The 25,000-nt window shown below is 66.4% G+C and carries 19 protein-coding genes; 9 read left to right on the forward strand and 10 right to left on the reverse strand.

Features of this window, described 5'->3' with window-relative positions; translation table 11 throughout:
- Window position 1 precedes the first annotated feature (1 nt).
- A complete protein-coding gene (locus AB4Z47_RS11875) occupies window positions 2–337 on the reverse strand; it encodes a TfoX/Sxy family protein (RefSeq protein WP_441950290.1) in 336 nt (111 codons plus the stop codon).
- Window positions 338–482: 145 nt separating this feature from the next.
- A complete protein-coding gene (locus tag AB4Z47_RS11880; protein ID WP_441950291.1) occupies window positions 483–1,394 on the reverse strand; it encodes an NAD-dependent epimerase/dehydratase family protein in 912 nt (303 codons plus the stop codon).
- A 137-nt stretch (window positions 1,395–1,531) separates the two neighbouring features.
- Here AB4Z47_RS11880 and AB4Z47_RS11885 point away from each other — a divergent pair, with 137 nt between their 5' ends.
- The 3 genes from AB4Z47_RS11885 to AB4Z47_RS11895 all read left to right on the forward strand — a co-directional run bounded on the left by AB4Z47_RS11885 (window position 1,532) and on the right by AB4Z47_RS11895 (window position 4,864).
- Window positions 1,532–2,524, forward strand: a complete 993-nt coding sequence (locus tag AB4Z47_RS11885) for a GlxA family transcriptional regulator (RefSeq protein ID WP_441950292.1) — start codon at window positions 1,532–1,534, stop codon at window positions 2,522–2,524.
- 565 nt (window positions 2,525–3,089) lie between these two features.
- Window positions 3,090–3,572 carry a hypothetical protein gene (locus tag AB4Z47_RS11890; protein ID WP_441950293.1) on the forward strand — a complete coding sequence of 161 codons (483 nt, stop codon included), beginning with the start codon at window positions 3,090–3,092 and terminating at the stop codon, window positions 3,570–3,572.
- Complete coding sequence (locus AB4Z47_RS11895) at window positions 3,572–4,864, forward strand: flavin-dependent oxidoreductase (protein WP_441950295.1); 1,293 nt, start codon at window positions 3,572–3,574, stop codon at window positions 4,862–4,864. Before AB4Z47_RS11890 ends, AB4Z47_RS11895 begins: the two co-directional genes overlap by 1 nt.
- 31 nt (window positions 4,865–4,895) lie before the next feature.
- Here the strand turns inward: AB4Z47_RS11895 and AB4Z47_RS11900 are convergent, their stop codons facing one another.
- The 6 genes from AB4Z47_RS11900 to AB4Z47_RS11925 all read right to left on the reverse strand — a co-directional run bounded on the left by AB4Z47_RS11900 (window position 4,896) and on the right by AB4Z47_RS11925 (window position 12,954).
- The gene (locus AB4Z47_RS11900) at window positions 4,896–5,654 is read right to left on the reverse strand and encodes a sirohydrochlorin chelatase (protein ID WP_441950296.1); all 759 of its coding nucleotides are present in this window, start codon (window positions 5,652–5,654) and stop codon (window positions 4,896–4,898) included.
- Complete coding sequence (locus AB4Z47_RS11905; RefSeq protein WP_441950297.1) at window positions 5,651–6,892, reverse strand: uroporphyrinogen-III synthase; 1,242 nt, start codon at window positions 6,890–6,892, stop codon at window positions 5,651–5,653. The genes AB4Z47_RS11900 and AB4Z47_RS11905 overlap by 4 nt, the downstream gene beginning before the upstream one ends.
- A 4-nt stretch (window positions 6,893–6,896) precedes the next feature.
- Window positions 6,897–7,298 carry a nitrite reductase small subunit NirD gene (gene nirD, locus AB4Z47_RS11910; protein WP_441950298.1) on the reverse strand — a complete coding sequence of 134 codons (402 nt, stop codon included), beginning with the start codon at window positions 7,296–7,298 and terminating at the stop codon, window positions 6,897–6,899.
- A gap of 64 nt (window positions 7,299–7,362) precedes the next feature.
- On the reverse strand, window positions 7,363–9,888 hold the full coding sequence (gene nirB / locus AB4Z47_RS11915; RefSeq protein ID WP_441950299.1) for a nitrite reductase large subunit NirB: 2,526 nt from the start codon (window positions 9,886–9,888) through the stop codon (window positions 7,363–7,365).
- A 29-nt stretch (window positions 9,889–9,917) separates the two neighbouring features.
- Complete coding sequence (locus AB4Z47_RS11920) at window positions 9,918–11,375, reverse strand: nitrate/nitrite transporter (protein ID WP_441950542.1); 1,458 nt, start codon at window positions 11,373–11,375, stop codon at window positions 9,918–9,920.
- 331 nt (window positions 11,376–11,706) lie between these two features.
- Window positions 11,707–12,954 (reverse strand): MFS transporter, encoded by a 1,248-nt coding sequence (locus AB4Z47_RS11925; protein WP_441950300.1) that lies wholly within the window; start codon window positions 12,952–12,954, stop codon window positions 11,707–11,709.
- Window positions 12,955–13,019: 65 nt separating this feature from the next.
- Between AB4Z47_RS11925 and AB4Z47_RS11930 the strand changes: the two genes are divergently transcribed.
- The 4 genes from AB4Z47_RS11930 to AB4Z47_RS11945 all read left to right on the forward strand — a co-directional run bounded on the left by AB4Z47_RS11930 (window position 13,020) and on the right by AB4Z47_RS11945 (window position 19,123).
- Window positions 13,020–13,691, forward strand: a complete 672-nt coding sequence (locus AB4Z47_RS11930) for a FadR/GntR family transcriptional regulator (protein ID WP_441950301.1) — start codon at window positions 13,020–13,022, stop codon at window positions 13,689–13,691.
- Window positions 13,692–13,905: 214 nt separating this feature from the next.
- Window positions 13,906–15,390 (forward strand): MFS transporter, encoded by a 1,485-nt coding sequence (locus AB4Z47_RS11935; protein WP_441950302.1) that lies wholly within the window; start codon window positions 13,906–13,908, stop codon window positions 15,388–15,390.
- 799 nt (window positions 15,391–16,189) lie between these two features.
- Window positions 16,190–18,643: a DEAD/DEAH box helicase gene (locus tag AB4Z47_RS11940; protein ID WP_441950303.1), complete on the forward strand. Its 2,454-nt coding sequence runs from the start codon at window positions 16,190–16,192 to the stop codon at window positions 18,641–18,643.
- A 135-nt stretch (window positions 18,644–18,778) separates the two neighbouring features.
- On the forward strand, window positions 18,779–19,123 hold the full coding sequence (locus AB4Z47_RS11945) for a YrdB family protein (protein WP_441950304.1): 345 nt from the start codon (window positions 18,779–18,781) through the stop codon (window positions 19,121–19,123).
- Window positions 19,124–19,199: 76 nt separating this feature from the next.
- Here AB4Z47_RS11945 and AB4Z47_RS11950 read toward each other — a convergent pair whose 3' ends face one another.
- Window positions 19,200–19,535: a DUF3761 domain-containing protein gene (locus AB4Z47_RS11950; protein ID WP_441950305.1), complete on the reverse strand. Its 336-nt coding sequence runs from the start codon at window positions 19,533–19,535 to the stop codon at window positions 19,200–19,202.
- Between the two features lie 389 nt (window positions 19,536–19,924).
- On the opposite strand from AB4Z47_RS11950, the gene AB4Z47_RS11955 reads away from it, so the two are divergent.
- The gene (locus AB4Z47_RS11955) at window positions 19,925–20,680 is read left to right on the forward strand and encodes an alpha/beta hydrolase (protein WP_441950544.1); all 756 of its coding nucleotides are present in this window, start codon (window positions 19,925–19,927) and stop codon (window positions 20,678–20,680) included.
- Window positions 20,681–20,755: 75 nt separating this feature from the next.
- Here the strand turns inward: AB4Z47_RS11955 and AB4Z47_RS11960 are convergent, their stop codons facing one another.
- Entirely contained in the window at window positions 20,756–21,076 is a 321-nt protein-coding gene (locus AB4Z47_RS11960; protein WP_441950306.1) for a hypothetical protein, read from the reverse strand.
- A 444-nt stretch (window positions 21,077–21,520) separates the two neighbouring features.
- Between AB4Z47_RS11960 and AB4Z47_RS11965 the strand changes: the two genes are divergently transcribed.
- Window positions 21,521–24,142, forward strand: coding sequence for an ATP-binding protein (locus tag AB4Z47_RS11965; RefSeq protein ID WP_441950307.1), 2,622 nt, complete (start codon window positions 21,521–21,523; stop codon window positions 24,140–24,142).
- Window positions 24,143–25,000 lie beyond the last annotated feature (858 nt).

Raw genomic sequence — 25,000 nt, forward strand, 5'->3', positions numbered from 1 at the left:
GCTACTTCTTCCTAGGTGGGAGGGTCCGGGCGTAGGCGACGCCGCGCTCGACCCATTCCCGCAGCACCTCGTCGTCGTCGGCCGCCTCCGGGGCGACCCGGAGCCAGCCGACCATCTCACGACCGCCCATGACCATGGGCTCGACCGAGTCCCCCACCAGCCGCTCGCCCTCGTCCGGGTCAACCCGGACCATCAAGCCACCTTTACCGCTGGCCGCCACCGCCATGTTCCCGCCGATCAGGAATGCCAGGCCGCCGAACATCTGCTGCTCGGTGAACTCGGGCCCGGGCACGATCAGTTCGCGGATCCGCTCGGCCAATTCCTCGTCGTATGCCATACCGGGATTGTCCGCCCCGGGTACGACAGATTCGCGGCTCAACGCCCACCGCGGCGCGTTCGCGCCGAACACCGCGAGCTACGCCCCTGACCGGAGCCTGGGCAGCCGGGTCGCCGGTGCGCGGGCATCCGCTGTATGCGCCGCATCAGGACGCGCGCACCACCTCCGCGAACACCTCGTCCGGATCGGACGCCTTCAGGCCGAACGTCTCCCGGATGTCCGCGTCATCGACGGTGAACGTCGCATGCGACATGTGCTGGGTCTCGAACAATTCGGCCCAGAACGGGTCGGCGAGCCCGAGGATCGTCAGCTCGCGATCGGTCATCACCGCCAATCGCGGCGCAGGCGCGCCTGTGGCCTCGGCGAACATCTCGGCCAGCTCACGCGCCGTCGCGGTGATGGTCGGTGCGTGCCAGGCCCGACCCCAGGCGCGCTCGTCGCGGGCCACCGCGACCAGGGCCGCGGCGGCGTCGCCGATCGCGGTGTAGGCGTGTGGTGAATCGAGAGCCTGGGGCAGCAGCGCGAGCTGCCCGGCCCGGATTTTCGGCTGGGCGAGCAGCGTGAACAACGAGAACGCGCCGGGGCCGATGAATTGTCCCGCCCGCACCTCGGTGGCGCGCAGCCGCCCGGCCAGGTGCGCCTCCTCGGCCTCCCGCCACATCCTGGCCCGCACCAGGCCCTTCGGACCGGTGGCCGCCAGCGGCGACTGCTCGGTCAGCGGGCCGTCGGCGGGGCCGTAGCCGTACAGGTTGCCCAGCATCACCAAGTTCGCGCCGGATTGTTCCGCCGCCGTGCGGATGGACCCGAACAACGGCGGAACCTGTTCGGGCCAGGTGTGGTAGGCGGGCATGGCCATGTTGAACACGGTGTCGGCGTGCTCGGCGAGCGCGGTCAGCGACGTCGTGTCCAGCCCGTCCAGCGCGACCCGCTCGATGTTCGGGTGCTCGGGGCCTGCACCGCTGCGGCTGACCATCCGCACCCGGTCGCCGGACTCGACCAGCAGCGTCGCGGTGGCCGACGCGGTGCCGCCCCGGCCGACGATGACGTGCGTTCGCATGTGAATTCCCTTCTGCAACAACGGTATAGGCGCGATCGCTGACAACATCACCGTTCGCCGATCGCGTGCATTCAGCCTGCCGCCGGGCCTCCGGGTAGGCTAGTGGCCGAATTGCCAACTATCCCAAGGATCAGGCCATGCACACTGTCGCCGTCGTCGCGGTACCTCCGGTGAAGGCATTCGACCTGGCCATGCCCGCGTCGCTACTCGGCGCGGCGGTGGTGGGCGACGCACCCGGCTACCGCATCGTGGTGTGCACCGCCGTGCCCGGCGTGCTGTCCGCGGGAATCGGCGGATTCGACGTCGTGGTTTCACACGGGCTCGACGCCATGGACGAGGCGGATACCGTCATCGTGCCGAGCACCGGCAGCCGCGGCAGCGCCGACGACGCCACGCTGGCCGCGTTGCGCCGCGCCTTCGACGACGGCAAGCGCGTCACGTCGATCTGTAGCGGCGCCTTCGTCTTGGCCCAGGCGGGCTTGCTGTCCGGCCGCACCGCAACCACGCACTGGGGCCTGGCCGACGAATTGGCCGCGATGTTCCCGGACGTGTCGGTGCGCACCGACGCGCTGTTCATCACGGACGGCCCGGTCACGACCGCCGCGGGCGCGGCGGCCGGAATCGACCTGTGCCTGCACTTGATTCGCACCGACTACGGTGCGACGGTCGCGAACGCGGCCGCCCGCGCCGCCGTCGTGACCCCCGTGCGGCCCGGCGGGCAGGCCCAATTCGTGGACGCCCCATTGCCTCCGGAGAACGGGCTGACGCTGGCGGCCACCCGCAACTGGGCGTTGGAACGGCTGGACACTCCCCTGTCGCTGGAGGACCTGGCCCGACATGCTCGGACCAGCGTCCGCACGCTGACCCGCCGCTTTCATGAGGAGACCGGCCTCAGTCCGCAGAAATGGCTACTGCACCAACGCCTCCAGCGTGCACGGGAGCTGCTGGAATCCACCTCGCTGCCGATGGATCAGGTGGCACGGCACAGCGGCATCGGCTCGGCGGAATCGCTGCGCCAACACATGATCCGCCACGTCGGCGTGCCGCCGAGCAGCTACCGCGCGTCGTTCACACGTTCGCCCGCTCCCCCGGAGCCGGAACGAACAGCGGCTTCCCGACACCGACCGTGACGTGCCCGGGGTATCCGCAGCGAACACGAGGTCGCCCGGACCGAATCGGCGCCGAACGCCGTCACCAACGCCCACAGACGCCGCCCGAACTGGATCGGTGCGGTCTTCACCATCGGCACGGAAGCCAAGTGACATGTCCCACAGTCACATCGCCGTGCATGCCGATGACTGAAAAAGACTGCGCTGCAACCGGTCCCCCAACCGCAGCATAGACATTCTCGTCGAGTTCTGACCCAAGCGCCGCTCCAGCTCGACGATTCGGCCTTCATCTGGGCTTTTATCCCGAGAATCGACCGGCCCCGTGGGCCGATGCGACGAGCAACTGCTCCACTGTCGGCACAGCATCGAAAACTTGCAAGTACACCAGTAGTCGGCTCCACGATCAAGCCGCCACACCGCTCGAACCGCAAGCAGCAAAAATCAATGGTTACAATATCTTTCGAGCGATGTCGATCCTGGCCGGGGGGCGCAGCGTTCCTGCCCATTCAGCTACCAATGATTTCCCCGTGGAGCGCTCATGTCGTTTAACGGCTCGGCAGAGTCCGTTCCTGCCCATCATGTCGCGGTGACCGAACGGGCGATCCACTCGGATTCCGAGCGGCTGATCAGGCTGCTGCGGGCGAGTGATAGCGCAACCAGGACGCTCGCGGCCTGGACTGGTGGTCCGGTGCTGCTGGAGGTGGTGAACCGGCACGATGACCGGCTTTCCAGCACCGAGTTCGCCGATCTTGATCTATGGCGGCCGGAACCGGTGCAGCGGCGGGAAATACGCTTACTGGACAACCGTAATCGCGTGCTTTCCGAGGCGACGGCCACCGTCGTGCTCGGCCGGGTGCCGTACCGTACGGCACTCGCGCTACGGGACGGCGACCTGCCGTTGGGAATACTGCTTGCTCCGTTGCATCCCAAGCGGCACACGCTCAGCGTGGTACGCGGATCCGGCGACCAGCCCGACAGCCCGCTGTTCGACATCACCGCCCGGCTGGATGTGGGGGGCAGCCCCGTCGCGTTCGTGCGCGAGCGATACCTGCCGGAGGTACTGCTGTGATGAGCGGGACCGGCGCAGGCGTGTTGATCGCCGGCGCCGGGATCGCGGGGCTGACCACCGCGCTCAGCCTGCACGCCGCCGGCATCGAATGCGTTGTGGTGGAGAAGGCGCGGGAACTCACCACCGCGGGCGTCGGCATCAACCTGCTCCCGCATGCTGTGCGTGAACTGACCGAGCTCGGTTTCGGCGACGAGTTGGCCGCACTCGGCGTGCCCACCGCCGAGATGATTCATTACGACCGGTTCGGCAACCAGATCTGGTGCGAGCCGAGAGGAGCCTCGGCGGGTTACCAATGGCCGCAGTACTCCATTCACCGCGGTGAATTGCAGCTGATGCTCTTGCGTGCGGTGACCGAGCGGCTCGGCGTCGACGCGATCCGGACCGGCCTCGCGCTCAGCCACTTCGCCGACACCGGGGACGGGGTGCGGGTGCACTTGATCGACCGCCGTACCGGCAGGCCGGGATCGTGGGATGGCGACGCGCTGATCGGCGCGGAAGGCCTGCACTCGGTGGTCCGCGCTCACCTGCATCCCGGCGAGGGCCCGCCGATCGGCTCCGGTATCCGGATGTGGCGGGGTACCGCGATACGCCGGCCGTTCCTCAATGGTCGGACCATGATCATGGCCGGCTGCAATACGGTGGCGAAGTTCGTCGCGTACCCGATTTCTCCGACGATCGACGGTCTGGTGACCATCAATTGGGTGGCGGAGGTCCGTCGGCCCGATGAGGGATTCGCCGCGGACTGGACCGCGCGGGGTCGGCTCGACGATGTGCTGCCGCACTTCGCCGACTGGCAGTTCGACTGGCTGGACGTGCCGGAGCTGATCCGGGGCGCGGATTCGATCTTGGAATATCCGATGGTGGACCGGGATCCGCTGGCGTATTGGGGCACCGGACGGGTCACCTTGGCCGGCGACGCGGCACATCCGATGTATCCGATCGGGTCGAACGGCGGATCACAGGCGATCCTGGACGCGCGGGTGCTGGCATATCATCTGGCGACCGCGCCGGACACGACGACCGCGCTGGCCGGCTACGAACGTGCGCGGCGGGAGACGGTCAACGCGATCGTGCTGGCCAACCGGGAATTGGGGCCGGAGCGCATCTTGCGCACGGTGGCGCAGCGGGCCCCGAGCGGATTCGCCCGGATCGAAGACGTGCTGTCCGAACAGGAACTCGCCGCGATCGGCGATGCCTACCGGAGCGCCAGTAGCAGCGACGCGTCGACGCTGAACACCCGCGCCTCCTGGACTGTGGCCGCTCGCGGCGCGGAGACCGCCGCGCCCACGTGACCATCTGCCAGGACAGACCGGATTTGCGAACTCAGTGGGCGCGTGCCCGGACGATCTCGCGCGTGGCGGCCCGGTAGCGTTCGGCGATGAGCCGGACGACAGCCGGGTGCACGCCGATGGGTTCGGCGACGCCGTCAGCGCCCGCTTCGAGCAGACGCTGCTGAAACAGCCCGTGTGCCAGCAGGTACGAGGCGATGAACACCCGGCGCGCGCCCGAGGCACGCAGGTCGGCGACCGCTTCCGGTAGGCGGGGCGCACCGGTCGCGACGTAGCCGATGCGAGCCGGGGCGCCGAGGCGTTCGGCCAGCAGCGCGGCCGCACGCCGAACATCCTGGCGGGCACGGGCATCCGAGGAGCCCGCCGCGGCGAAGACAACCGCGTCACCCGGCTGCCAGCCCGCGGCGCGCAGGCGCATTTTCATGATCCGCGCCAGCGCCGGATCAGGTCCCATTGCCAGCGTGACCGCCACCGCGGGATGGGCGCTCTCGTCCACTTCGCGTGGCACGTCCTGGTAGACGTGGTATCCGGAAGCCAGGAACGCCGGAACCACCACCGCGGGAACGGCTTCCCCGGCGGGTGTCACCAGGTCACGCAGCACCTCCGACGGCGAAGGGCCGAGCACGTCGACGAAAGCCGTACGTACCCATGGTGCTTCGCCGACCTCGGGCCCTGTCCCCGAAATTTCGGCACCGAGTTCCTTCGACACGGCTTCGGCGAGCGCCGCGATCATCTGCACACCCTTGGTGCTTCGGGTCCCGTGGGCCACCAGCACCAGGGCGGGCGAGGTCACCAGCTCCCCGCAGCCTGGATGTACCGCGGTGCCCGGGTCGGAATTCCGACACCGGGCACCTGCGGGCCTCCTGTCGCCTGGGGCCGCGGGTTGTTGTCGATGCACTCCGCGGGGTCCAGCGCGAGCCGGTATCCGCGTTTGACCACGGTCTGAATCGCTTTCGGCGTGCCGAGCCCGGCGCGGAGGCGGGCGATGGCGGTCTCCACAGCGTGCGTGTCGTCGCCACCACCGGGCAGCGCGGCGAGCAGGTCCTCGCGGGAGACGACCCGGCCGGGCTGCCTGGCCAACGAGCGCATCAAAGCCATCGGCGCGGGTGCGAGCTGGCGCACCTGACCGTCGACCACCACGCAGGCGCCCCGCACGCTGATGTTGTGACCCGCGGCGTGGATTCGGTTGGCGCGTCTCGGTAGTTCCTCGGCGACGTGGCGGGCCAGCGCACCGAGCCGAGCCCGGCCCGGCATCGAGGTGGGCACCCCGAGCTCTTCCAGCGGTGCCGCCGTGATCGGGCCGACGCATGCGGGCAGCACCCGGCCGCGCAGCGCGTACAGCAGACCTTCGAGCAGCCCGGTCTCCTTGGCGCGCATCAGCATCGACGCGACCGCGGGCGCGCTGGTGAAGGTGACGCAGTCCAGGCTGGAAGTGACGATGGACTCGATCAGCTGATCCATCGGCGCCCGGTTGTCCGGCGGAACCCAGCGATACACCGGGACCGGAACGACATCCGCACCGGCGCAACGCAATACCTCACAGAAGTCGGGTACCGGCTCCCACTCGGTGGTCGCGCCGTGCAACTGAACCGCGATCCGGACGCCCTCCACGCCCTCGGCGAGCAGGTGGTCGAGCACCTCCGCGGAGGACTCCGAGGCGGGCGACCATTCTTCGCGCAGTTCAGCGGCGCGGATGGCACCCTTCGCTTTCGGGCCGCGCGCGAGCATCCGGGTGCCGCCGAGCGTGCCGCGCAGATCCTCGGCCAGTCCCCAGCCTTCGGCCGCCTCCATCCACCCGCGGAAACCGATGCCGGTGGTGGCCACGGTGATCTGGGGTGGATCGGCGACGAGCTGCCGGGTGACTCGCTCCAGCTCGGTGTCGTCGGCCAGCGGGATGATCCGGATGGCCGGTGCGGACACGGTGCCCGCCCCTCGCCGTTCGAGCAGCGTGGCGAATTCTTCGGCCCGTCTGGCGGCCGTGATGCCGACCGTGAACCCGGCCAGGCAGGCGCCCGTGTCAAGTGTTGTCATGCCGTCATCCATCCGAGGAGACGAGCCCGGATGGCACCGGCTCGTTGGAAATCGAAACGATGCCGTCGTCCACGCGCACCGCGTACACCGGCAGCATCGCCGATTCGTCGTCCAGACAGCGCCCGTCGACGAGGGAGAACGCCTGCTTCAACAAGGGCGAGGCCACGACGGGCACGCCGACGCGGTCCCCGACGATACCGCGCGACATGACCGCGGCCCGCCCGATCGGGTCGATATTGCCGACGGCATAGAGCATGCCGTCGTTCAGCAGGAATAGCGCGGCCTGTCGGCCGCCTTTCAGCAACACCGCAACGCCGCGGCCGGGAATCAAGTAGTCGAGCCGGCATGCCTGCGTCCACCCAGTGGTGGTTGCTGCGGCGATGCCAGGGGTATCGATCACGGTCATCGGTGTCATCCTCCAAACGCCTTACTCATTCGTACCGACGTTCTGTTTCCGTGCGGTTAAGCGGTCATTTCCCCGGCGTGGCGATGGGCACTTCCGGAAGTCCGAGCAGGACGGGAGCCTTCCGCTCCCCGGTTTCGTCGAAGGAAATCGTCGGATCGGACTCCTCCGGAGCATTGACGAACGAGACGAAGCGAGACAGCTTCTGTTCGTCTTCCAGCACCGCGGCCCACTCGTCGCGGTAGCCCGCGACATGCTGGGCCATCGCCACCTCCAGATCCTCGGCGATGCCGAGGCTGTCCTCGCAGATCACCTGCTGGAGGTATTCGATACCGCCCTCTAGCGCCTCCTGCCACGACGCGGTGCGCTGCAGGCGATCGGCGGTGCGGATATAGAACATCAGGTAGCGGTCGATGTACTTGATCAGTGTTTCGTCGTCGAGGTCGCCCGCGAGCAGTACCGCGTGCTTCGGGGTGAGTCCGCCGTTGCCGCCGACGTACAGGTTCCAGCCGTTCTCGGTGGCGATCACGCCGACGTCTTTGCCACGTGCCTCGGCGCATTCGCGCGCGCAGCCGGAGACGGCCAGCTTCAGCTTGTGCGGCGAGCGCAGGCCACGGTAGCGCTTCTCCAGCAGGACGGCCATGCCGACCGAATCCTGCTGGCCGTAGCGGCACCAGGTGGAGCCGACGCAGCTTTTCACGGTGCGCAGCGACTTGCCGTACGCGTGGCCGGATTCCATGCCCGCGTCGACCAGCCGCTTCCAGATCAGCGGAAGCTGCTCCACGCGCGCGCCGAACAGGTCGATGCGCTGGCCGCCGGTGACCTTGACATACAGGCCGAACTCCTTGGCCACCTCGCCGATGGTGATCAGCTGCTCGGCGGTGACCTCGCCGCCCGGCATCCGGGGCACCACCGAATAGGTGCCGTTCTTCTGCAGGTTGGCCAGGAAGTGGTCGTTGGTGTCCTGCAGCGCGGCCTGCTCACCGTCGAGGATGTGGTCGCTCGAGGTGGAAGCGAGGATGGAGGCGACGGTCGGCTTGCAGATGTCGCAGCCGGTTCCCTTGCCGTACTTGGCGATCAGGGCCGAGAAGGTGCGGAGGCCGGTGACCTGGACGATCTGGAACAGCTCGGCACGAGACTGCTCGAAGTGCTCGCACAGCGCCTTGGACATCTCCACGCCGCTTTGCTCGAGCAGCTTCTTGATCATGGGAACGCAACCGCCGCAGGAGGTTCCGGCGGTAGTGCACTTCTTGATGCCGGGAATGTCGCAGGCACCGTCCGCGATCGCCCCGCAGATCGCGCCCTTCGTCACGTTGTTGCAGGAGCAGATCTGCGCGTCGTCCGGCAGCGCGTCCGCACCGAGCTCCGCGCCGGCGGGCGAGATCAGCGCGGCCGGTTCTGCGGGCAGCGGACGGCCGACCAGCGGGCGCAGCGCCGAGTACGCGGAGGCGTCGCCGACCAGGATGCCGCCGAGCAGGATCTTCGCGTCGTCGGAAACGACGAGTTTGGCGTAGGTGCCCTTGGCCGCGTCGTGCAGCACGACCGAGAGCGCACCCTCGGTGCTGCCGTGTGCGTCGCCGAAGCTGGCCACGTCGACGCCGAGCAGCTTGAGCTTTGTCGACATGTCCGCGCCGGGGAATTCGCCCGCACCGCCGAGCAGTCGGTCAGCGACGATCTCGGCGGTGCTGTACCCGGGCGCCACCAGCCCATAGCACACGCCCTCCACGGCGGCGCATTCGCCGATGGCCCAAATGTTCGGATCGGAGGTCTGCAGCCCGAGGTCGGTGACGATGCCGCCGCGGGGGCCGACCTCGAGGCCCGCGTCGCGGGCGATCTGGTCGCGCGGGCGGACACCGGCGGAGAACACCACCAGTCCGGCCTCGATCACCGACTCGTCCGACAGCGTGACCTGCACACCCTGGTCGCCGTCCTCGATCGAGGAGGTGCCGACACCGGTGTGCACGTGCAGGCCGAGATCGGTGACCAGCCGCTCCAGGATGGCGCCGCCCCCCTCGTCTACCTGGGCGGGCATCAGTCTGTCGTTGAACTCGACCACGTGCGGGGTGAGCCCGAGCAGTCGCAGCGCGTTCGCGGCTTCCAGGCCGAGCAGTCCGCCGCCCACCACGACGCCCGACGCTCCGGGTCCGGCGGCTTCGGCGGCCGCGCGGATGCCGTCCAGGTCCTCGATGGTCCGGTAGACGAAGCACCGCGGGTGGTCGTGGCCCGGCACCGGCGGCACGAACGGGTAGGAGCCGGTGGCCAGCACGAGCGCGTCGTAGGCGAGGGTGTCACCCGCCGACGTGGTCACCTTGCGCGCCTCGCGGTCGATCGACTCGGCGCACTGGCCGAGCCGCAGCTCGACCAGGTCGTCCCCGGCGTATTCGTTGCCGGGCAGCGCGAGCGCGCTCGCGTCCCAGGTGCCGACGTAGGACGACAGACCGACCCGGTCGTAAGCGGGCACCTGCTCCTCGCTGAGGATGACGACCTGCCACCGGCCTTCGGTGTCACGCGAGCGCAGCGCCTCGACGAACCGGTGCCCGACCATGCCGTGGCCGACGACCACCGCGGTCTTGCGATCGACTGTGGGGTTCATCTGTTGGTCCTCCTGGACTGGATCGAAGGTCAGGCGCGGGTCGACGAGCCGGCGGACTGGGACGAGCGGGCAGCCTCCGCGTCGAGTACGAACGCCTCCGCCTGCACCACGACATCGGGGCCGGCCGGGACGGTGCGCGCACCGGGGCGGCGCAGGAAGACCGCCCACACCACCAGCGCACAGGCCACGTAGAAGGCCGTGAACACCCAGAACGCCGTGGTCGCCGAGGTAGTGGAGGCGTACGAGGAGCGCAGCACGAGGTTGATGGCGACGCCGCCGAGCGCGCCGATGGCGCCGACGAAACCGATGAGCGCGCCGGAGGTGTTCTGCGACCACGCGGCCCGCGCGGCGGTGGTGCCGTCCAGGCTCTTGGACTTCGCCTCGAACACCGACGGAATGATCTTGGTGACCGATCCGTTACCGATCCCCGACAGCACGAACAGCGCGATGAAGCCGACGACGAGGGCGGTCATCACCGGGCCGCTCGCTACGCCGCCGTTACGGTCCGCCATGGTGCTGGCCGTCGCGACCAGCACCGCAGCCGCCATCATGGCCCCGAACACGTACATGGTGACTCGGCTGCCGCCGATCCGGTCGGCGAGCTTTCCGCCGTAGGGCCGGGCCAGCGAACCGAGCAGCGGACCGATGAACGCGATCTGCGCCGCGTGCAGTGTGGCCTGCGCGACGGTGTCGCCGCCGGCCTTGAAGCTGATCTGCAGCACCTGGCCGAAGGCGAAGCTGTAGCCGATGAACGAGCCGAACGTGCCGATGTAGAGGAACGCGATCGCCCAGGACTGTGGCACCTTCAGCGCGGTGAGCATGTAGGACAGATCGGCCTTCTGATTGGGCAGGTTGTCCATGTACAGGGCGGCGCCGAGGCCGGCGATCGCGACGAGCACCAGGTAGACCGCGCAGATCAGCGAGGCGTAGCCGTTGCCGAGCGTCGCGATGACAAGCAGGCCGATCAGCTGGATCACCGGAACGCCGATATTGCCGCCGCCGGCGTTCAGGCCGAGCGCCCAGCCCTTCAACCGCTGCGGGTAGAAGGCGTTGATATTGGTCATCGAGGAGGCGAAGTTGCCGCCGCCGAAGCCCGCGAACGCCGCGACCACGAGGAACGTCCCGTACGGCGTACCGGGCTGGTTGACGAAGTACAGCGTCAGCAATGTCGGGATCAACAGCAGGACGGCGCTGAAGACCGTCCAGTTGCGCCCGCCGAACCGCGCGGTCGCGACGGTGTAGGGAATCCGCAGAAACGCGCCGACCAGCGTCGGCATCGCGACCAGAAAGAACTTGCCCGCGGCGTCGATGCCGAACTTGTCGGCCGGCATGAACAGCACCATCACCGACCAGATCGACCAGACCGAGAACCCCACGTGCTCGGCGATGACCGACCAGATCAGATTGCGCTTGGCGATGTCCTTGCCGCCCGCTTCCCAGGCCGCCACATCCTCGGCATCCCAATGCTCGATGTGCGGGCGCCGGATCGCCGTCCGTCCCAGCGCTCCCAAGCGGTTACGCGTCAGCGTGCTCAACAGGGCCTCCCAAAATCGGTTGGCCCCACGGTAGAAAACGGGTATTGCCGAAATGCTGCGCGAAATGACCGTCAAATCAACGGTTGCTCACGATTACTTTCGGCCCGGGGTGAGTTCCAGCGAATGTTTCCGGCATGTGACACAACGATTTCCGTGCGTCAACAAATGGCCGATTCCGAATTCGGCAGCCGGTGAGGTGTGACCGGGACAGCATGCTCCGGGCCGCACACCCACGCAACTCGAACGGTGAGATTACGGCGCACCGAATTCGCACCGTCGAATATCACCAGGTGTCTTCGAGCATTCGCGGTTTGCATGCCTGCCAGGCACCCGCCAACAAGACGAGCACCGCGACACCGAGCAGCGCGAACGGTGCGAGCCACCCGCCGGTCGCCGTGTGCAGGATGCCGAACAGCAGCGGACCGACGCAGGCCACCGCGTAACCGACGCCCTGGGTGAAGCCGGACAGCGCGGCCGATCCGACTGCCGTGCGGGTGCGCAGGTTGATCAGCGTCAGCGCCATCGGGAAGGTGCTCGGACCGAGGCCGAGCAGCACGACCCACAGGATGGTCGCGCCCATCGGCGCGATCAGCAGCCCCGCGAAAGCGATGAAGTACAACACCGCACAGGCCACCACGATGAGGAACGGGTTGCGGAACCGGGCGACCACCGTCGGTGCGGTGAGCGCCGCGACCAGACCGACCACGGAGAACAGCCCGACCATCGCGCCGCCGAACCCGGCACCGGCGCCCGCCTCGCTCAGGATCTTCGGCAGCCAGGCGAAGATGGCGTAGGTGGTCAGCGAGGTCATGCCGAACATGCCGGACATGCCCCAGGCGATCGGCGAGCGCCAGACGCGTCCGGTGCGCGGTGCGGGCGCCGCCGTCGTGTCCACGCGGTCGCGCCCGCGCCGGTCGCGCAGCACCCCGAGCCACGGCATCGCCGCCGCGAAACCGAGCAGCGACCACACCCCGATCGAGACCCGCCACCCGTGCGCGTCGGCGAGGGGGACCGCGGTGAACGCGGGAACGACGGTGCCCAGTTGCACCATCATGATGTACAGCGAGCTGGTCACGGCGAGGCGATCCGGAAAGTACCGCTTCAGCAGTGGCGGGATCACCACATTGCCGATGCCCATGCCCGCGAGCGCAAGCGCGGAGAACGCGAGCAGTTCGCCGGTGCCGGACACCAGCACCCGGATCAGCATGCCCACGCCCGCCATCAGCATGGCGGTCATGGCGGTGCGCTCCAGCCCGAGACGGCGGGCCATAACCGGAGTGAGCAGTCCGGACAGCGCGAACATCGCGGTCGGGATCATGCCGAAGACGCCGACCACGGCGGTGCCGTAACCGATCTCGGCACCGATCCGCTCGGCCAGCGGGCTGAACGCGGTGACGGCGACCCGTAGGGTGAGCGCCGACATCACAATGGCGGCCAGGACCAGTAGGCGGCCCTCGGTCAGTGCGCGTCGACGGCGCTCGACCAGGACGGATTCCTGACGAGTCTGAGTTTCCGGAAAGGTCGTAGTCACCGAGAAATCATAGGATGACCGGATGATGAGCGGCAATGGTTTGTGACGGGCGGTACCCTGTCGGAGTGCAACCCGTCCGGCGTACCAGCCTCATCGCTCAGGTGACCGAGCAGCTGCGTGCCGAAATTCGTTCCGGCCGTTGGCCGATCGGCTCTCGAATTCCCACCGAACCAGAGCTCACCGAGCTCACCGGCACCGGCCGAAACACCGTGCGCGAAGCCGTCCAGGCCCTCGTGCACGCGGGCATGCTGGAACGTCGACAAGGCTCGGGCACCTATGTGATCGCAGCCTCCGATCTCGGCGGCACTCTGGGGAAATACTTCGCCGATGCCGAAGAGCGCGACATCCTGGAGCTCCGTCTGGCGCTGGACACCACCGCCGCCGGGTTGGCAGCACGCCGACGCGACGACACTGACATCGCGAACCTGCTTCGCCTGCTCGGCGAACGCGACAAGGTGTGGGAGGACGACCCGACCGCCGCGATCACCGCGGATGTCGAACTGCACCGCGCCATCGTCGTCGCCAGCCACAACACGGTGTACCTCGAGTTCTATGATTCGCTGCTGCCTATCATCGAGCAAGTAATCCGTGCACGGACTTTGAAGTCCAACGACTCCTATCCGGAGGAGCACGCCGAATTGGTGCACGCGGTGATCGATGGCGATCCCGAGCGATCCGCCTCGGCGGCAAGGTGCTTTCTCAACTCCTTGATCGCGGAGTATCCGGACGCGCGATAACGGCGAAATCGAGGCTCGCGAGGACACCAGGTAACCAAGTGGTCACCATCGGAATATTCCCGATGTGAGTCGGATTTGCCGGGAACGTCACGGCGGGCCACCGGGACGCAACAACCGGCTCATATTTTTGTCTCGACCGTAGCTAGGCACTCGACAGCCGCCGGCGGCGCTTTCGCCGCGATGAGGGCCGGTCGAGCCGATCGAGAGGAAGCCGATGACCGCCGTAGTAGCTGCCACCGGCCAGCAGTCGCCGACAACGACTTTCGAGTACCGCAAACGCGGACGCTGGCTCGACCACTGGGACCCGGACAACACGGAATTCTGGGAATCCGGGGGCGCGAAGACCGCCCGCAAGAATCTGCTCTTCTCGGTGTTCGCCGAAAACCTCGGCTTCAGCATCTGGGTCATCTGGGGCACCGTGGTCACCAGCATGGGCGCCGCGGGCTTCGACTTCCTCGCCGGACTGGGCAAGGGGAACCCGACCGCGGTGAGCAACGCGCTGCTGCTGACCTCGACGCCGACCCTGGTGGGCGCGGCCCTGCGGATCCCGTACACGTTCGCCATACCCAGGTTCGGCGGCCGGGCGTTCACCGTGTTCAGCGCGGGAATGCTGCTCGTGCCAACCCTCGGACTGGCCTACTTCGTCAACCAGCCTGGCACACCGATGTGGGTGTTCATGGTGCTGGCCGCGCTGGCCGGCGTCGGCGGCGGCAATTTCTCCTCCTCGATGGCCAACATCAATTTCTTCTTCCCCGAAGGAAAGAAGGGCGCAGCGCTCGGCATCAACGCCGCGGGCGGCAACCTCGGCGTCGCGCAGACCCAGCTGGTGCTGCCGCTGGTGATCACCCTCGGCACGCATCTCATGGCAAAAGACCCGGGTGGCTACCGCTTCGGCATCACGCTGTCGGTGCTGGTCTGGGTGCCGTTCATCCTCGCGGCCGCGTTCGGTGCGCTGCGTTATATGGACAGCATCAGCACCGCCAAGTCCGACGGAAGGTCCTACCGGCTCGCACTCACCAATCGGCACACCTGGGTGATGGCGATCCTGTACATCGGCACCTTCGGCTCGTTCATCGGCTTCTCGTTCGCCTTCCCGACGCTGATCAAAGCCAACTTCCCGGACCTGGCCAAGATCGGCTGGATCACCACGCTCGGCAACCTCGCCTTCCTCGGAGCGCTCGTCGGCTCGTTCAGCCGTCCGTTCGGCGGCTGGGTGTCCGACAAGGTCGGCGGCGCCAAGATCACCGTGTACGTGTTCGGCGGCATGGCGGTCTCGGTCGCGCTGATCATGGCAGCGCTGCAGATGAAGAGCTTCCCGCTCTACCTGATCGCGTTCCTGCTGCTGTTCGTGCTGACCGGCGTCGGCAACGGTTCGACCTACCGGATGATCCCGACCATCTTCAGCGCCGAGTCCAAGAAGTACGCCGCCGAGCACGGTCTCGACCTGACCGAATCCGCCGCCTCGGCCAAGCGCCAGGCGGGTGCCGCGATCGGCGTCATCGGCGCGGTCGGCGCCTCCGGTGGCTGGCTCTTGCAGCAGGCCCTGCGCCTGTCCAACACGAACTACCACAGCATGGCGCCCGCGTTCTGGGCCTACGCCGGAGCTTTCCTGGTGATGGCCGGCATCACGTGGTGGTTCTACCTGCGGTCCTCGTTCGCCATTCAGCGCGTCCCCTCGCTGGCTTACGCGAACGTGTAACCGCCACAGCGCGTCTCGCGATCCCAATACCGCGGGACACGGAGCGCGATAGCCGCCGAGACCTTCCGGCAGGACGCGCCCACCGCACAGAGACCGAACGTCCGCCAACTCGCCCGGGGTGTGATCCCGGGTCCGGCAACGGGTCCCGGCCTGCACCGGGACGACGGCGGACGTTCAGTTTCGTCTCGAGGTACGCGATACGGTCCCCGGATTACCGGCTCACCTGCCAGGCCATTCCGTCAGTGGGTTGTGGGAAACGCCGCAGCGTTTCGTTGAGCATCTGAGCGCCACGCGGATCGGGCCGCTCGAGAGCGCCCGGGTTCTCCGTTGTCTGATCCCGATGAACTCCTGTTGGAAGTTGACGTCTCGGAGGGCGATCGGTTGTCGTCGCCGCGGTCGGCTATCGTGGCGGCGTCGTTCAGTCTTGTCACGCCGAGTCACCGGAAATGGTGCGGGTCGGCATGTTCAGTCCACGGAGGTCGCGGTCAAGTCGATGGACATCGAAGGCGACAGCCCCGTAGCGACAGGCAGTATGCCCGCACTTCTCTGGCTGAAGATCGCAGACCCGTCAACCGCACTCCCGGCATATCCACCCGGCACCGACGTTCGGGTGCTGCTCCCCTCGGATGGGCGCTTCGCCGACTTGAAACGTCAACTTCTCTCCGCCCGTGTGCCTTTCCGTGAGGTCGGTTACCTGCTGGAGCAAGAATCCGTCAGCACTCTGAACCGACAGGGACGCCTCACCGTGGCTGTCGCACCGTCCGGTCCAGCACGGATGTCCGCACAGCAGCGTCCCCCGATGACGGGAGCTGCTGCCGAAGCGGCGCGCGATGCGTTCGAGCTGATGTGGCACAGCCATGCAGCTGCCGATGGCACCGTAGTCCGTCCACTTCCGATCGAGCACATCGTGCCGTCGGAATGGGTTCGATTCCTTCCCCATCCACTTGTCAATCCCGCACAGGCCGAGGCGATTCCGCACATTATCGGCAGCGATGAGCACTTGATGGTGGTGGCGCCGACCGGAGCGGGCAAGACCGTCATGGGCATGGTCGCGGTCCTGCGTACAGTCTTGGAGCAACGGAGGAAGGCCGCCTGGCTGGTGCCACAGCGTTCGCTCACCGATGAGTTGAACGATGAACTCGACAGCTGGCGCCGACGCGGACTGCGTGTCGAACGGCTTTCCGGCGAGTATCGGGTTGACGCGCAACGCATTCGAGACGCGGACCTCTGGGTGACGACTACCGAGAAGTTCGAGGCCATCTGCCGGACCTCCTCGCTCAAAGAGGCGTTGGCCGAGGTCGGCTGTCTGGTTGTCGACGAGATCCATCTGCTGGGCGACGCGGCCAGAGGACCGTTTCTGGAGGCGATTCTGGCTCGTGTGCGCGGTACGGACTCATTGATCCGGATCATCGGACTGTCGGCCACCGTCGCCAACGCCGACCAACTCGCGGCATGGATGCACGCACGGACAGTACGGGTAGCCTGGCGCCCCACTCAGCTGACCTGGCAACTACCTACCGTTCCCAATAGTGCCGACTGGAGTCTGGTCGAAGCCGCCAAGGCACGACTGACTACTGCCATCACGCACATGGTGGCGGCCGACCACGGAAGCGTGCTCGTGTTCTGCGGCAGTAAGCGCAACGTCCGCCGCACCGCGTTGATCCTCGCAGCCAGTCGAGGCGCCAACGTCTTCGGCATCAACCCCGACGACACCGAGGTTGTACACAAGATCTGTGCAGCAGTCGGCGTCGGCCTGCACTACAAGGGTTGGGAGCACAAGCGGGAGGCCGAAAAAGCCTTCCGTGCACGCGAATTGAATGTCCTTGTGGCCACCTCGACGGTGGCTGCCGGAGTGAACATGCCTGCTCGTGCGGTGGTCGTACAAGATACGGAGGTCGGGCTCAAAGCCATAGACGTTGCGACGGTGCAACAAATGTTCGGCCGCGCCGGGCGTGTCGGTGCCGGCGAGCGCGAGGGGTGGGCGTTTCTTCTCGTCGACGAGACCGAGCGCGCGACCTGGCAACGCAAACTACTCGCGGGTTTTCGGGTCGACTCGCAGATCCAATCGAGCCTGCCGGAACATCTTCTGGCCGAAGCTACCCAAGGACGAATCCATTCCGTGGCAGAGGCCGAGCACTGGTGGGTGCAAACGCTGGCCTACCACCAGGGCAGCCGGGATATGACCCCGCTTCGACAGGCCATCCGCTTCTTGATCGATGGCGAGTTTCTCACCGAGACCCAAGCGTCCGACGGCGAGCTGGTGCCCTCCGAACTGGGCTTGCTGACGGCGCGGTTGATGGTGTCGCCGCAGGTGTGCCACCAGCTGCGCATGACCCTGGCCGAATTCGGTATGCCGGAATCCGCACAAGCAGCTGAGGACCTGTTGGTCCAGACAGTCGCCAGCCATGTGCCGAAACTCGCCCAGGCGGGAATAAGTGAGGACCTCAAGCCGCTCGCTGTCAGCTTGAAGCTCGCCCGCGGAGCGGTCGCACATCTCAGCAACAACGGTCTGGCACGCTCGACGGACGGCGCGTCCGCTTACAGCCCGGGTGACCTGGCCAGCGCCGCAATGCTGACTGTTGCCAACTCTCCGACCGAGTTCCATCAAGGCGCCCGCACCATCGGCGGAATCCCTTACGCCACAATGTATCCGATACTCGAGGAAGCGCCCCGCTACCTTCATTGGTTGGGCTGCCAGGGATTTCTGGGTACCGTGCACCCATGGGTGGCGATCGTTGCCGCTGATCTGAGCAGACGGATCCGATGGCGGCGGTGCCAGCCACCTCGGGGTTCCGGTCGTCTGCTGTGGATGTGCGAACAGATGGCCACATCCGCACACCTCGAGGACGTAGTGCCGGCTCTCTGGCAGGCGGCCAGGGCGCGCGCTCTCACCAATCCGGACTGGCCGGAAACCGGCAGACCACAGGCATGCCGGCTGGACCAGCAGGAATACGCAGGGCTGCTGCGCGATCGCGCGACCAACACGATGCTGGAAAGCGCATCGGACGAGATGCGCCTGATCGGCTCGACCACAGCTGCCCTCGCTGTGTGGTGCGGAGCGAACTATGTGGTCAGCGCGACGACGCAGGGAAGGGCAACAGCCGGTTTCCCGATAGGTGATGTGCAAGAGCGGGGTTCAGCGATATTCACCTGGCGTGGGGACTACCGTGCCCTCGGCTGGCTCGAGGTGTACTCACAGTGTCAGGTCACGTCGGATGGTGAAACGTTGTCGCCGACGTCCACTCCGGCGTGACGCCTCGCGCCACCTAGCCGCCGAACCTCTCTCGATGGTCAGCAGTGCCGGGTAGCAACTTGACGAAGCCGAACCCGCCTTGCACACTGCTCCCATTAGAGAGCGATGCTCTCGACAGCTCGCGGGAGAATGAACATGCAGGAAGTCTGGAAATGGGCCAACCTAACGTTGGCCTTCGGGATGGAGTTGGTCGCGCTCGGGGCGCTGGGACTGTGGGGCTGGAAGACCGGCACTGTGACTCCGGTCAAGCTCGTGTTGGCCGTGGGCGTACCTCTCCTCGCAGCGCTGACCTGGGGCCTCTTCGCGGCGCCGCATGCGACATTCGACAACCCGCTGCTCGCGGTCGTCACCAAGGTCGTGGTTTTCGGCAGCGCCGCGGTCGGACTGTGGGCCGTGAGCTACCGAGCGGTCGCGGTCGTCTTCGTCGCCGTCCTGGTAGCGAATCTGCTGGCGATCAGGTTCGGGCACCTGACCTCGTGAGCCCGCCGCGTGATGTATGACCGGACTGGCCAGCCGCAATCTCGATCGTGTCGTCGTGGATCCGCGCTGCCGAAGGTTACGGCAGGGCGACCAACCAGCGGGCGAGACCGCCGTGATGGGAGCAGGTGCCCGCGCGGTGTCGGCTGAAGCTGTAGGTGCCGTCCTTACACTGGGCGGTTGCCCCGTCGGGGGCGACGGAAGCCTGCTCCGGGCGCGGGACGCAGACATGGTTCGCATTCGCGTATTCGCCTGCGCCGCAGGCGATCAGAGCTGGCGCGGCGGTAGCTTGCGGGGCCAGAACCGAAACCAGACCAACGCCGACGGTGAACAACCCGGTCGCGAGTGCGGCTCGACCGGCCGGCGATCTGTGTGTTCCGGTAAGAACGCTGTGGCGGCCCGCGTCGCTGTTCATTTGTGAGACTCCCTACGACAATTCAACGCTCAGCCGGAGAAAGCTCCAGCACAGGAGCCGAAACTAGCGCAGACCCCATCCCGGTTGTCCGCATTCGGCTTGGATTGGGGGCCGTGCGCAATAAACGGACCGGTATCGGACCTACTCCCCCGAGGGCCCTCGCCGCTGGCGAGCTCCGCCGAGTTCGGTTGCCAAGAATGGGTTGTGCGGGGTGGTGCTCCGGCGGGTACCGTGCGTGGGTCCGTGACATGACGCGAGGAGGTGAGACCCATCAACGCTGTATCGATTGGGTGCTCCCCATCTTCTGCACGGTTGGGCGATTGACATAGGTATCGCCGGGAGCGCCTCGACAACCAGGCCATCCCGAAAGGCAACAACCTATGCATTCTGTGCATTTCACTGCGGAGACATCGTCGAACGGTGTCGTCGAACGCGACTTCACGGTGGGTGAGATTCCCGGTGTACTCTTCTCGCCCGCATCCGGCTCCGAGCACGCGCCCCTGGTGCTGATGGCCCACGGTGGCGGCCAGCACAAGAGAGCACCGGGAATCGTGGGCCGGGCACACCGCTTCGTGACCGGCTGTGGTTTCCACGTCGCCGCTCTCGATGCGCCCGGACACGGCGACCGGCCACGAACGGCCGAGTACGAGCAGCACGTTGCCGTCCTACGGCGAGCTCAGGCGGCAGGCGAGCCGATCGGCCCGATCATCGTAGATTTGCATACCTACCTGGCCGAGCGTGCCGTGCCGGAATGGCAGGTGACCCTGGACGCCCTGCAGGAACTACCGCAGATCGGCGCCGAGGGGCCGGTCGGCTTCTGGGGCATCATGCAGGGCACCGGGATCGGGGTGCCGTTGACGGCGGTCGAACCCAGGATCATCGCGGCAGTTTTCGGTGTGCTGGGGCACGAGTCCCTGACCGAAGCGGCGGGACGGATCACCGTCCCGGTCGAGTTCCTGCTCCAGTGGGACGATGAGCTGGTGGACCGCCGATCCGGTCTCGCGTTGTTCGACGGTTTCGCCTCGAAGGAAAAGACATTGCACGCCAACGCGGGCGGGCATGGCGAGATGCCCAGGTTCGAGGTCGACAGTGCGGCACGGTTCTTCGCCCGGCATCTCGGCCAGGTCGGCACGTCACCGGCCTGACACGACAGGTATCAGCGGCCAGGTCTTCGTCCCGGTCGCTGATACCTGTCGCATCTCGATGGCTGCGATGTGCCTTTACGTCGACAACTCGCATACGTGTGCGCGGCCGCGAGCGGCCATCACATCGACCAGGCACGCACGCGGCGTCGCCATCCCTGCCAGGTGCCCGCACAGCGTGAACACCATGTGTGCCTCTGCGCGGCGACACTCATCTATCAGATCTATGAATGCTTGCGGCAATGTCGCGGCCTGCGGCGCCCGTTCTCGGAAGACGGCCGCGAGTTGGTATCCACGTTCGCGAGCGAAGGCCTGCATGCGCTGCTCGCACGTGGCCAACTCACGTCCGGCAAGATCCAGCCGGATGTAGCCGTACGCCAACGGCAAGTTCACACTCATTGGTTGCCGCCCTCGCTCGGAATGGACGCTATCCGCAACTCCAAGCACACCAACCCCTCGCGCAGCATGTGGAACAACATTCGCCTCGACCTCGCAACGTTCTGACAGTTCGTCACCGGCCGGCTCGCAGATCGTGCCGACTCAGTGACTCGAGCGGTCAATCGAGACCAGCATGGCGACACGTAGCAGCCCTGGCATCGGTAACGCATAGGTATAGGGCCGCGGCAGCCTTCCTGAGCTCGGGGCGCCAGTTGCAGAAAGGTCGCGAAGACGAGCAAACAGCCGGCCGGGATGTGCCGCGCAATCGTGGTGATGGTGTCGGCGCAGCGACAGACTGTGGTCGTTGATCGCGAAGAATGCCAGATAGAGACGGCTTGGTTGTCCAGATGACCCGACCCGCTCGGGGATAGCTGGTGGTGTACCGGACGACTAAGCTCGAACGGTATGTCGGCGCAGCGCCGAGAACGGATCAGGGGTCTGCCTGCGGCAGCGGATAGTTTCGTTGGCCGGGGCCCGGAGCTGGACACGATCATAGACTTGCTGCTGTCCTCGGCCCGGCTGATTACGTTGACCGGACCGGGCGGGATCGGGAAAACTCGGCTCGCGACCGAAACCGTCCGCCGATTCCGCAAGGCAACGCGGACGCCGGTCCACTGGGTGCGGCTGGCACGGTTGCTCAAGGGCTCCGACGTGGCCGCAATCGAGGAAGAAGTTGCCGACACGGTGGTCGAAGCCGACCTCTCGGGACGGTCCGTGTGGGACGCACTGGTCGACACGTTGACCGTAACCGACGAGGCGGGACGGAACGTGCAGTCGCTGCTGGTGATGGACAACTGTGAACATGTGCTCGCGGGCGCCGGTCAGTTGATCGCGGAGCTGCTGGAGGCGGTGCCGGGGTTGACCATCCTGGCGACCAGTCGTGCGGCGGTGGGATGGGTGGACGAGTACGTGGTGGTGGTTCCCTCGCTGTCGCAAGAGCAGGCTTTGCTTTTGTTCCAGCAACGCGCCGAACTCGCGGGTCATCGCATCGTCGACCGGGACGATATCGCGAAGGCGACGCTGATTTGTCGTCATGTGCACAACCATCCGCTGTATGTCCGGTTGGCGGCTGCGCGGTTGTTGCGGCAGCCGTTGACGACGATCGTCCAAGAACTGAGTGGCGAGGCAACGGACAAACGGCTGCGGTGGACGCATGGGCCTCGGGTGGGTGCGGAGCCGCGGCATCAGGGGGTTCGCGACGTCATCGCTTGGTCCTATGACCTGTGCACAGACAAGGAACGGCTGCTTCTGGACCGGATGTCGGTCTTCGCCGCGGGATACGACACCAACCCCGAGGATGACACCGGCTGTATTGCGGATGTCGGCGTCGTGTTGGAAGCCATACAGGCGGTGTGCGCCGACGATCCGGCACCTCGACATGACGGGAAACCACCGCACGATGAGGAAGCGTCGGTGAGCGTGGCGGCTGAGGAGGTCGAGGGCCTGCTCGAGCGTCTGGTCGACCAATCTTTGGTGACGGTGCACATCACGCCGACCACAGTGCGGTACTCCCTGTTGGAGAGTATTCGCCTGTTCGCCGCGCGACAGCTGGCAGAACGCTCCACCCCGGAGGTGGACGAACCGGCGCGGCTCGCGCAGCGTCACCGCCGCTACTATCGGGACAAAATCGTTGCGGCGCAGCTCCATTGGTTCGGTCCCGCCGAGCATGAACTGCTGGACTGGGCTCGCGTGGAATGGGACAACATTGTGACCGCGATCGAGACGAGCCTCATCTCCGGCGAGTCGGCGCTCGGTCTGGAAATCTCCGCGGGTCTGATTGCCCTGCCCATCGTCAAAGGCATACCCCGAGAAATGCGTCGATGGGCCGAACGCACGCTGCAGGCCACCCGCACACTGACCCCGCAGCCCACCGAACTGCAAATCAGAGCCATGGCCCTGATCGGGTGGCTCGCCCTGATCCAGGGCAGACGCGAGGACGCTGAACGGATGCTCGAGGACTGCGCCGACACCTGCCTCCGCGGCCCGAAGACCCGACAGAATTGGCGGCAGACCCCGGAAACCGACGTCGGCCTACTCGCCCCCTTCGAATTCGTGTGGGGCGTGGAACTGATGATGGCCCACCGAGACCCGAGAGCCATCACTGTGTTGGCACGTGCCCGCCAAAAGTTCCGCGCCCTCGGCGATCGAGGTGGCGAGGCGATCAGCTCGCAATTCGAGGCGTGGGCAGCGTGCTTCCTAGGATCCGCGCAGCAGGCCCTGCGGATCACACGACGCAACCTCGATTACGCCACTGCATCCGGGGCCGGATGGGCGAAATCCTGGACAGAGATAGCGTGGGCGCTGGCACTGACCAAACATGGTGATCCCACCGAGGCGTTGACCATCGGACGCAGTGCTTTGGCGCACCAGGTAGCTGCGCGTGACCAATGGGGCGCGGCGTGGACGGTGCATATTCGGATGTGGTCATTGGCGCAGATCATCACCGACTTGATCGCGGCTGGAAGCACTGACCGGGCCGAATTCAGGAAGCTGGCCACCGAGACCGCACAACTCGCCGGAGGGGCCGCGACATTGCGAGCGGAGCTGGGTGTCAATATCGAGGGGCTGCGCCCAGTCGCCGATGAAACGAACAAGGCCGTTGACATCGCTCGCCGCGTGTTGGGACGTGAGACTTTCGCCGCCGCGCAGCGGCAGGGCTCCCTGTTGCGTTTCCATGAGGTGCAGCGCTTGGCGCTGGGCACACTGTCCATCGACAAGATGCCGACGGACCATCCCGCCCGGGCCAACGCTCCTTCTCACTGGGACGAGCTGTCCACAGCCGAGCAGGAGGTCGCGGCCATGGCGGCGGCGGGATGGACGAATACCGCGATCGCGGCCCGCCGAGGCAATTCCCGCAGAACCGTCGACGCGCAGGTGGCCGCGATCTTCCACAAACTGAGCATCACATCACGAGACGACATCATCGAACTCGTCCCCGAAGACCAGATCGCTCGAGTCCGGTCCGAAGGGGCGAAGCAGCCACACCGGACAAGCGAAAGGCGGCGGTCTCGGCCACGGCTGCGGTGATGGATGCGCCTGGGCGTCATGCGAAGATTCTCAGCTGTAGCCGACCGGTTGTATTGAGATGTCGGTAACGACCGCGTTGCGACGATCTGACCAGCACCATCAGATCACCATTGCCCCGCTATGGTGTATTCCGGTCGCACCTTTCCAATTCGTGTGAGTGCCGGCTCGATGCGGATGTCGAACGGTCGTTGGCATTTTCCCAGGTCAGCCGACTGCACCAAGTGGTGCTTGCGTTCGCGCGCCCTCAGCTGATGCCTTCCATCGGTATTACACCTATACATTACCGATGCGTGGAATATACCTACTTGCGCATGCTGGTTGTCGTGTAGTTGACGAAGGTCCGGGTGACAACGGGGTCACCCACCCGCTCCGACAACGGCGTCGGCAGGCTGACAACGAGGTCGGCCACGCAGGCAAAACCTCAACCACACAACCTAGCGACAGCCGAGCTCGACTTCATGCCGAGTCGACTGCAAGCAGGTGCATGCATGACGCTCTGCGATGACAGATCCATCCGGCCGACAGAGATGTAATCTCTCGCGGCCGACCAACCGGAAACCGAATCATCCCATGACAACTGCGCTATTACCTCTTGCATACGGATACTTGCGCGACGATTTACTCTGTGACCGCGACTCGAATTCGAGCGAAGACACACTGCGGAACACTGCCAGGTCACTCGGGTACGAGCTGGGCGCCGTATTCCGCGAGCCCGCCCCACAGAGCGGGACAAATCCCCCGGCGTTCGCCGATCTCGTCAAGGAATGCCGGCGAGCCGAAGCACACGCCGTGATAACACCGCACGGACACATGTCGAACATGTCCGTGTGCCGGATGGTGCTGCTGTCGGTCCTCGAA

The sequence above is a fragment of the Nocardia sp. 2TAF39 genome, from assembly GCF_052114905.1.
GTDB lineage: Bacteria > Actinomycetota > Actinomycetes > Mycobacteriales > Mycobacteriaceae > Nocardia.

Coding starts and splice junctions, on each gene's coding strand:
- AB4Z47_RS11950 (WP_441950305.1), bottom strand. CDS start 19,535: ATGAACAGCGACGCGGGCCGCCACAGCGTTCTTACCGGAACACACAGA.
- AB4Z47_RS11885 (WP_441950292.1), top strand. CDS start 1,532: ATGCACACTGTCGCCGTCGTCGCGGTACCTCCGGTGAAGGCATTCGAC.
- AB4Z47_RS11895 (WP_441950295.1), top strand. CDS start 3,572: ATGAGCGGGACCGGCGCAGGCGTGTTGATCGCCGGCGCCGGGATCGCG.
- nirD (WP_441950298.1), bottom strand. CDS start 7,298: ATGACCGTGATCGATACCCCTGGCATCGCCGCAGCAACCACCACTGGG.
- AB4Z47_RS11935 (WP_441950302.1), top strand. CDS start 13,906: ATGACCGCCGTAGTAGCTGCCACCGGCCAGCAGTCGCCGACAACGACT.
- AB4Z47_RS11940 (WP_441950303.1), top strand. CDS start 16,190: ATGACGGGAGCTGCTGCCGAAGCGGCGCGCGATGCGTTCGAGCTGATG.
- AB4Z47_RS11875 (WP_441950290.1), bottom strand. CDS start 337: ATGGCATACGACGAGGAATTGGCCGAGCGGATCCGCGAACTGATCGTG.
- AB4Z47_RS11945 (WP_441950304.1), top strand. CDS start 18,779: ATGCAGGAAGTCTGGAAATGGGCCAACCTAACGTTGGCCTTCGGGATG.
- AB4Z47_RS11965 (WP_441950307.1), top strand. CDS start 21,521: ATGTCGGCGCAGCGCCGAGAACGGATCAGGGGTCTGCCTGCGGCAGCG.
- nirB (WP_441950299.1), bottom strand. CDS start 9,888: ATGAACCCCACAGTCGATCGCAAGACCGCGGTGGTCGTCGGCCACGGC.
- AB4Z47_RS11905 (WP_441950297.1), bottom strand. CDS start 6,892: ATGACAACACTTGACACGGGCGCCTGCCTGGCCGGGTTCACGGTCGGC.
- AB4Z47_RS11880 (WP_441950291.1), bottom strand. CDS start 1,394: ATGCGAACGCACGTCATCGTCGGCCGGGGCGGCACCGCGTCGGCCACC.
- AB4Z47_RS11960 (WP_441950306.1), bottom strand. CDS start 21,076: ATGAGTGTGAACTTGCCGTTGGCGTACGGCTACATCCGGCTGGATCTT.